The 7,168-nt window shown below is 73.8% G+C and carries 5 protein-coding genes and 1 pseudogene; 4 read left to right on the top strand and 2 right to left on the bottom strand.

Translation table 11 applies throughout. The annotated features are described in order from the left end of the window. Positions 1 to 297 precede the first annotated feature (297 nt). Both ACFV0Q_RS16900 and leuE read left to right on the top strand, forming a co-directional pair. A complete protein-coding gene (locus ACFV0Q_RS16900; protein WP_385005949.1) occupies positions 298 to 1,893 on the top strand; it encodes a methylmalonyl-CoA mutase in 1,596 nt (531 codons plus the stop codon). 44 nt (positions 1,894 to 1,937) lie between these two features. Further along, the gene (gene leuE / locus ACFV0Q_RS16895; RefSeq protein ID WP_385005948.1) at positions 1,938 to 2,588 is read left to right on the top strand and encodes a leucine efflux protein LeuE; all 651 of its coding nucleotides are present in this window, start codon (positions 1,938 to 1,940) and stop codon (positions 2,586 to 2,588) included. Here the strand turns inward: leuE and ACFV0Q_RS16890 are convergent. Further along, complete coding sequence (locus tag ACFV0Q_RS16890) at positions 2,581 to 3,939, bottom strand: polysialyltransferase family glycosyltransferase (protein WP_385005946.1); 1,359 nt, start codon at positions 3,937 to 3,939, stop codon at positions 2,581 to 2,583. The two genes, leuE and ACFV0Q_RS16890, sit on opposite strands and share 8 nt — an antisense overlap. Next, positions 3,936 to 4,979 (bottom strand): glycosyltransferase family 2 protein, encoded by a 1,044-nt coding sequence (locus tag ACFV0Q_RS16885; RefSeq protein WP_385005944.1) that lies wholly within the window; start codon positions 4,977 to 4,979, stop codon positions 3,936 to 3,938. Before ACFV0Q_RS16885 ends, ACFV0Q_RS16890 begins: the two co-directional genes overlap by 4 nt. A gap of 155 nt (positions 4,980 to 5,134) precedes the next feature. On the opposite strand from ACFV0Q_RS16885, the gene ACFV0Q_RS16880 reads away from it, so the two are divergent. Together ACFV0Q_RS16880 and ACFV0Q_RS16875 are read left to right on the top strand one after the other, a co-directional pair. Then, positions 5,135 to 6,493, top strand: coding sequence for a DUF6716 putative glycosyltransferase (locus ACFV0Q_RS16880; protein WP_385005942.1), 1,359 nt, complete (start codon positions 5,135 to 5,137; stop codon positions 6,491 to 6,493). Continuing rightward, positions 6,490 to 6,933: pseudogene (locus ACFV0Q_RS16875) on the top strand (cytidylyltransferase domain-containing protein); the annotation flags it as partial. The gene ACFV0Q_RS16880 and the pseudogene ACFV0Q_RS16875, both read left to right, overlap by 4 nt. Positions 6,934 to 7,168: the final 235 nt, after the last annotated feature.

Genomic DNA, 7,168 nt, shown 5'->3' with positions numbered 1-7,168 from the left:
CGAACTGCCCGCCACCGGACTGGACGGAGCCGCCGGAGCGGCCCCCGGCTTCTGGGGGCCGCAGCCGGTCGCAACGAGTGCGACGGCCGCGGCCAGGCCGAACGTACGGATCATGACTCTCTGGCGGTGCATCGCGGTCCCCCCGATTTCAACGTCGTGTATCTAGGTGATGCCTCGCGGGCGCGGACAGTTGCGAAGGTTCGCCGGATGTTGCCCCATTGTGACCAGCGGCCTTCGCGGGCACGGTTGTACCAGCCCGGGAGCGGCCGGCCGCACGGACACGGAGGGTTTCGCGTCATGGTCCGTCCCACGCCGCACACCGAGAGCGGGATCCCCATCAAGCCGGTCTACGGGCCCGAGGACCTGGCGGGCTGGGACCCGGCGGTCAGTCTCGGTGGGCCGGGGGAGTACCCGTACACGCGGGGGATCCACCCGACCATGTACACCGGACGCCCCTGGACGATGCGCCAGTACGCCGGGTTCGGCACGGCCGCCGAGTCCAACGCCCGGTACCGGCAGCTCATCGAGGGGGGCGGGACCGGGCTGTCCGTGGCCTTCGACCTGCCCACGCAGATGGGGCACGACTCCGACGCCCCGCTCGCGCGCGGGGAGGTCGGCAAGGTCGGGGTCGCCGTCGACTCCGTCGAGGACGTGCGGACGCTGTTCGAGGGGATCCCCCTCGACCGGGTCTCCACCTCGATGACGATCAACGCCCCGGCCGCCCTGCTGCTGCTCATGTACCAGCTCGTCGCCGAGGAACAGGGCATCGGGGGCGGGCGGCTGACGGGCACCGTACAGAACGACATCCTGAAGGAGTACATCGCGCGCGGGACGTACATCTTCCCGCCCGGGCCCTCCCTGCGGCTGACCGCCGACACCTTCCGCTACTGCCGCGCGGAGCTGCCGAAGTGGAACACCATCTCCGTCTCCGGCTACCACATGGCCGAGGCCGGTGCCTCGCCCGCGCAGGAGATCGCCTTCACCCTCGCCGACGCGGTCGCCTACGTCCGTACCGCGCTGGCGGCCGGGATGGAGGTCAACGAGTTCGCGCCCCGGCTGTCCTTCTTCTTCGTGGCCCGCACCACGCTGCTGGAGGAGGTCGCCAAGTTCCGGGCCGCCCGGCGGATCTGGGCCCGGCTGATGCGCGAGGAGTTCGGGGCGCGGGAGCCCAAGTCGCTGATGCTGCGCTTCCACACCCAGACCGCGGGCGTCCAGCTGACGGCGCAGCAGCCCGAGCTGAACCTCGTACGGGTGGCCGTGCAGGCGCTGGCCGCCGTGCTCGGCGGGACGCAGTCGCTGCACACCAACTCCTTCGACGAGGCCATCGCCCTGCCCACGGAGAAGGCGGCCCGCCTCGCGCTGCGCACCCAGCAGGTGCTCGCGTACGAGACGGACGTCCCGCACACCGCCGACCCCTTCGCCGGTTCGTACGCGGTGGAGCGGATGACGGACGAGGTGGAGGCGGCCGCGCTCGCCCTGATGCGGCGGGTCGAGGAGCTCGGCGGGGCGGTCGCGGCGATCGAGGCGGGCTTCCAGAAGGCGGAGATCGAGGCCAGTGCCTACCGGATCGCCCGGGAGCAGGAGGCGGGGGAGCGGGTGGTCGTCGGCGTCAACCGCTTCGCGCTGGACCGGGAGGAGCCGTACGAGCCGCTGGTGGTCGACCCGCGGATCGAGGCCCGCCAGTGCGCGGCCCTGGAACGGCTGCGGGCCGGGCGGGACGGCCGGGCGGTGCGGGAGGCGCTGGCCGGGCTGCGCCGGGCGGCCGCCACCGAGCGGGACAACGTCCTGTACCCGATGAAGGAGGCCCTGCGGGCGCGGGCCACGGTGGGGGAGGTCTGCGGGGCGCTGCGGGAGGTCTGGGGGACGTACGAACCGTCCGGTTCCAGCTGGTGAAACTCGCTGGCGCGACAGGTGTGTCCCTATGGGACACTCCTGCCATGCTGGGTGTGACAGATCTTCCTACTTATCTCGCGGCCGTGGTCCTCATCGTCCTGCTGCCGGGGCCGAACTCCCTCTACGTGCTCTCCGTCGCCTCCCGGCGCGGGGTCAAGGAGGGCTACAAGGCCGCCTCCGGGGTGTTCACCGGGGACACGGTGCTGATGGTGCTGGCCGCGGTCGGCGCGGGCGCGCTGCTCCAGGCGAGCCCGGTGCTGTTCACCGTGGTCAAGGTGCTCGGCGCCGGATACCTGGGGTGGCTGGCCGTGGGCATGATGCGCGGGGCGCTGGCCATGTGGCGCGACCGCCGTGCCCGCGACGCGGAGGCCCCGGCCGCGGTGGAGCCCACCGGCCCGGCCGAGCGGCCGTTCCGGCGGGCGCTGGTGGTGAGCCTGCTCAACCCGAAGGCGATCCTCTTCCTGCTGTCCTTCTTCGTGCAGTTCGTGGACCCGCAGTACCGGTACCCCGCGCTGTCGTTCCTGCTGCTGGGGACGGTCTCCCAGCTGGTGAGCTTCCTCTACCTGTCCACCCTGATCTTCACCGGGACCCGCCTCTCGGCCGCCTTCCGCCGCCGCAAGCGGCTCGCGGCAGGGGCCACCTCGGCGGCGGGCGTGATCTTCCTGGGCTTCGCCGCGAAGCTCGCCGTCAGCTGACCCGGCCCAGCCGTCTGCGCAGCCGGTGCACGGCCCGGCGCACCGCCGGGCTGCGGGGCAGGAACGACAGCTGGGCGGGGATGCCGCCCGGCAGGCCCAGCACGGTGAGGCGGCGGCGCTTGAAGTAGCGCCAGGTCCGGTCGGTCAGGTGCCGGGTCAGGTAGGCCTCGGCCCGCCCCCGCCGGTCGGCGAGGATCCTCGGCTGCATGGTGAAGCCGACGGCGGTGACCAGGCCGGCCAGGTCGGCGGGGGCCTCCCCGTCCCCGTCGTTTCCGTCGTCCTCCGAGCCCTCCCCCGGCGCGAGTTCCGGGACGAGGGCGTCCACCAGCGTCAGCGGGATCCGGTTGCTGTTCTGGTACGGGGTCAGGCGGGCCAGTATCGGGCCGGTCCCGGTGCGCGCGACCGGGATCCCGTACAGCGCCCGGGCCGTCAGCAGCCCGGTCGAGAAGCAGCCCGCGACCAGCGCCGGGCGCAGCCGCTCGTACAGGGTCTCGGCGAGCACCGGCGCGTCCAGCACCGTCAGCCGTGCCCCGAGCCGGACGGCCTCCGCCTCGGCGCTGCGCGAGTACGCGGCCGGGGCGGAGGGGTGCGGTTTGAAGACCAGCTCCCGGTGGCCCCGCTCGAAGGCCCCGCGCACCATCGCGACGTGCAGTTCCTCCTCCTCCGCCGGGGTCATAAGCTCCAGTGCCGAGAGGTACTGGCCGAGGAGGAGGGCCGGGGCCTCGGCGGGCTCGTAGCCGCTGTCGTCCGGGAGCCCGGCCAGTTCCGCCAGGACCTTGACGAAGGCGGGCGCCGGGACCAGCTCCGCCGGCACCCCGAACTCCGTCAGCAGCAGGGGCTCCAGCCCCGGCACCAGGTCCAGGTGGAGCACCCGCCGCACCCGCATGCCGATCTGCGGGTCGAGGCGGAAGCGGGTGGGTCCGTACGACATCAGGCCGTCGGCGTAGACGTCGATCGCGGCGCCCGGGAACAGCTGGCACAGGCTCTGCGCGGGCGGCACCTGCAGGGACTCCACCACCAGCTCGACCCGGTCCTCGCCGAGCCCCCACAGGGTGCGCAGCTGCCGCTCCCACAGCGGGACGTCGTCCGGGCGCGGGGCCCAGGTGCTCGGGTGCTGCGGGGCGAGGACCGCGTTCCAGTCGAGGACCTCGTCGAAGCGGGTGCGCAGGGCGGCGAAGCCCGGCATGGCCTCGATGCCCGGGGTGATCTCGGGGGTGGGGGAGTGGTTGCTGGTCAGCAGGATCCGGCGGCCGGCCGCGGGGAAGGCGTCCGCGTCGAGGGCGGCGGCGAGGGTGGCCGTCCCGTAGAGGGTGGAGGCGAGGAAGAGCTGGGTGACGCGTTGGCCGTTCACGCGGCGGCCCCCGGGTCCCCGGCCGGTCCGGCCGTGGCCCCGGCAGTCGCCCCGGCCGTCGCTCCCGCCGTCGCCGCCGACGGGGTGCGGCGGCGCAGCCTGCGCAGCAGCGCCGAGCGCTCGGCGTCCATCGAACCGAGTGCCTGTTCCAGCAGCGGCCGCGGCATGCGTCCCAGGGCTTCCGCGCTCATCAGACGGAGTTTTTTCGCCACGGCCGGTTCGAACCTTTCGATGGAGCCGATATGGTGCGCGATAATTGCGCAATATGTTCGGACGGCCTTGGGGAGCAGGAGTTCGGATTCCCGGTCGGTGGCCGTATCCGACAGAACTTGATCAAATGCGCGGATGAAATCGAGCTGCCGCTCGTCCCCGATCTGCGTCAACGAGGTGGAAATGCCCCGCCGGTAGAAGATCCCGGCCTCCCCGACCGCCGCGAAGGACCGCGCCTCCCGGTGCAGCCGCCAGATCCACGGCCGGTCCTCCGCCGTCCGCAGCCCGTCCGTGAAGTGCAGCAGCCCCCGGTCCAGCAGCCGCCGGTGGTACATCCCGGCCCAGGCGTACGGATAGTCGACCGCCGTGGCCCGCGAGGCGGGCAGGATCCCGGCCCGCGGATCGCCCACCACCCCCTGCGGCCCGTACGGCACCCGCTGCACGGTCCGCGCCCGACCCGTCACCTGTACGTGGTCGGTCCGCACGAAATCGCAGTTCAGGGCCTCGATGGCGGCCAGCGTGCGGGCCAGGTGGCCGGGCGCGAGCCAGTCGTCGCCGTCGAGGAAGGCGATGTACTCGCCGCGCGCCGCGTCCAGTCCGGTGTTGCGGGCCGTCGCCAGCCCGCCGTTGCGGTCGTGTCTGAGGTGCACCGCCCCGGGCACGCCGCCGGCCGCCGCGCGTTCCAGCAGCTCGGGCGTCCCGTCCGTGGAGACGTCGTCGACGAGCAGGAACTCGAAATCGTCACGTGCGTTGAGTTCGAGGGCCTTCAGGGCATCCGGTGCGTATGTCTGCACGTTGTAGAACGGCACGACAACAGAGAGCTTGAGCACCCGCGAGACTTTAGGACGCGGCCCGGCATTCACCATGGCCCGGATGCGGATTCCATGTGAACGACGCGGGGCGGGCACGTTAACCCGGACGCTTTCGCATTTCGTCGACGGGTTGTTAACCCGCCGTTGTGCGCTCGTTGGGCCGAACACCGGAAATGCGGAATAGCTTCTGCCGGGTGCCAGTGCCACTCAGCAGCAGCCGGGCCGATCTTCGCATCGCCGTACTCGCCGATTCCGACACACGCTGGAAATGGGGCGCCCTCACCGCCCGCAGGCTCGCCCCCGACGCCCCGGAACCCGCCGGGTACGTGCTCCGCGGCCGGGCCACCCCGACCGCGCGCCAGCTCGGCGAGGCCGGCGTCGCCGCCGACCGCGGACCGGTGGAGGTGACCTGCGCCGAGTTCCTGGCCGAACTCGGCCGGCAGCACTACGACGTGGTCGTCCTCGCCCTCGTCGGAGGCGCCGTCCAGGCCGTCCTGCACGGCGTGCGCGCCCTGTGGCCCGGCCCGGCCGCGGCCGCCCGCCCCGTCCTCGTCACCGGCTACGTCGGCGTCGTCTACGAGAAACTCGCCGACGGGCTCCTGCTGCGGCACGGCGCCGACCTGGTCCTCGCCAACTCCCGGCACGACGCCGCCCGCTTCCGCGCCGTCTACGAGGGCGCGGGCGCCGACCCGGAGGCCGTCGTCGAGACCGCCCTGCCCTTCCTGGACGGCGCGGCCTACGAAAGCGCCGGCGACCGGGCCCGACGGGTCGTCTTCGCGGTGCAGCCCTCCGTCCCGGAGAGCCGCGCCGACCGCGCCTACCTGCTGGAGCGGGCCGCCCGGCACGCCCGCCTGCACCCGGGCCGCGAGGTGCTCGTCAAGCTCCGCAGCCGGCCGGGCGAGCACACCACGCACCTGGAGGAACACCCCTACCAGCGCCTGGCCGAGCGGCTCCCCGGCGGACTCCCGCCCAACTGCCGCCTGGTGTACGGGAACATGGGCGAGGTACTGGACGCCGCCGACCTGCTGGTCACCGTCTCCTCCACCGCCGCCCTGGAATCCCTGCACCGGGGCATCCCGACCGCCGTCCTGACCGACCTCGGCATCCGCGAGGCGCTCGGCAACCACCACTTCCTCGGCTCCGGCTGCCTGGCGTCCTGGGACCAGCTCGACGAGGGCCTGCTGCCGGCCGGCGACCCGGCCTGGACCGCCGCCCAGGGCGTCGCCCCCGGCACGGCCGATCCGTACGCCGCCGCGCGGGACCGGGTCGCGCGGCTGCTCGGGCCGGACCGGCTGGAGCCCGTGGCCCCGTACTACACGCTCGCCACCGCCCCCGGATACCTCCCCGGCATCCTGGCCCGCCACCACCTCGCCCCCGACGGAACCCCGCTGCCCGGGGCCGTGCGCCGGGACGCCGGGGCGTCGGCGGCCCGCCGCTGGCTCCGCGCCCACCTGCGCGAGGCCGCCCGGGGGACCTACCGGCACGGGGTCCAGCGCGTGGCCCCGCTGATCCGCAGGCTGGGCGAGCTGTGACCCCCCACGGCACCGGCCCCGCCGACGGGCAGAGCTCCTCGGCGCCGCCCCGCAGGGTCCTCGCGGTGATCCCGGCCCGCGGCGGTTCCAAGGGCGTGCCCGGCAAGAACACCGCACCCGTCGGCGGGATCCCGCTCGTCGCCCGCGCGGTCGGGGCCTGCCTCGGCGCGGCCACCGTCACCGACGTGGTGGTCTCCACCGACTCCCCGGCCGTCGCGGCGGCCGCCCGGGCCGCCGGAGCCGATGTGATCACCCGGCCCGCGGCCCTCTCCGGGGACACCGCGAGCAGCGAGGCCGCCCTGCTGCACGCCCTGGACTCCTTCGAGGAACTGCACTCCCTCACCGTGGACGTGGTCCTCCTGGTCCAGTGCACCAGCCCCTTCCTGACCTCCTCGGACGTCGAGTCGGTTGCCGCCGCCGTGGCCTCGGGCGCCGCCGACAGCGCCCTGACCGCGGCCCCCTTCCACGGTTTCCTCTGGCGCACCGGGGCCGACGGCTCCGGAGCGGGGGTCAACCACGAGGCGTCGTACCGCCCCCGCCGCCAGGACCGTCCCGCCGAACTCCTGGAGACCGGCGCCGCCTACGCCATGGACGCCGCGGGCTTCCGCACCGCCCGGCACCGGTTCTTCGGCCGGACCCTGCCCGTACCGGCCGACCCGGCGCGGGTCCTGGAGG

This window comes from Streptomyces sp. NPDC059564 (genome assembly GCF_042735575.1).
Classification (GTDB): domain Bacteria; phylum Actinomycetota; class Actinomycetes; order Streptomycetales; family Streptomycetaceae; genus Streptomyces.
This window is presented reverse-complemented; position numbering and strand designations above follow the sequence as displayed.

What these genes read in the sequence shown, in the direction of transcription:
- ACFV0Q_RS16880 (WP_385005942.1), top strand. Translation starts at nt 5,135, where the DNA reads ATGCGGAATAGCTTCTGCCGGGTGCCAGTGCCACTCAGCAGCAGCCGG.
- ACFV0Q_RS16900 (WP_385005949.1), top strand. Translation starts at nt 298, where the DNA reads ATGGTCCGTCCCACGCCGCACACCGAGAGCGGGATCCCCATCAAGCCG.
- leuE (WP_385005948.1), top strand. Translation starts at nt 1,938, where the DNA reads ATGCTGGGTGTGACAGATCTTCCTACTTATCTCGCGGCCGTGGTCCTC.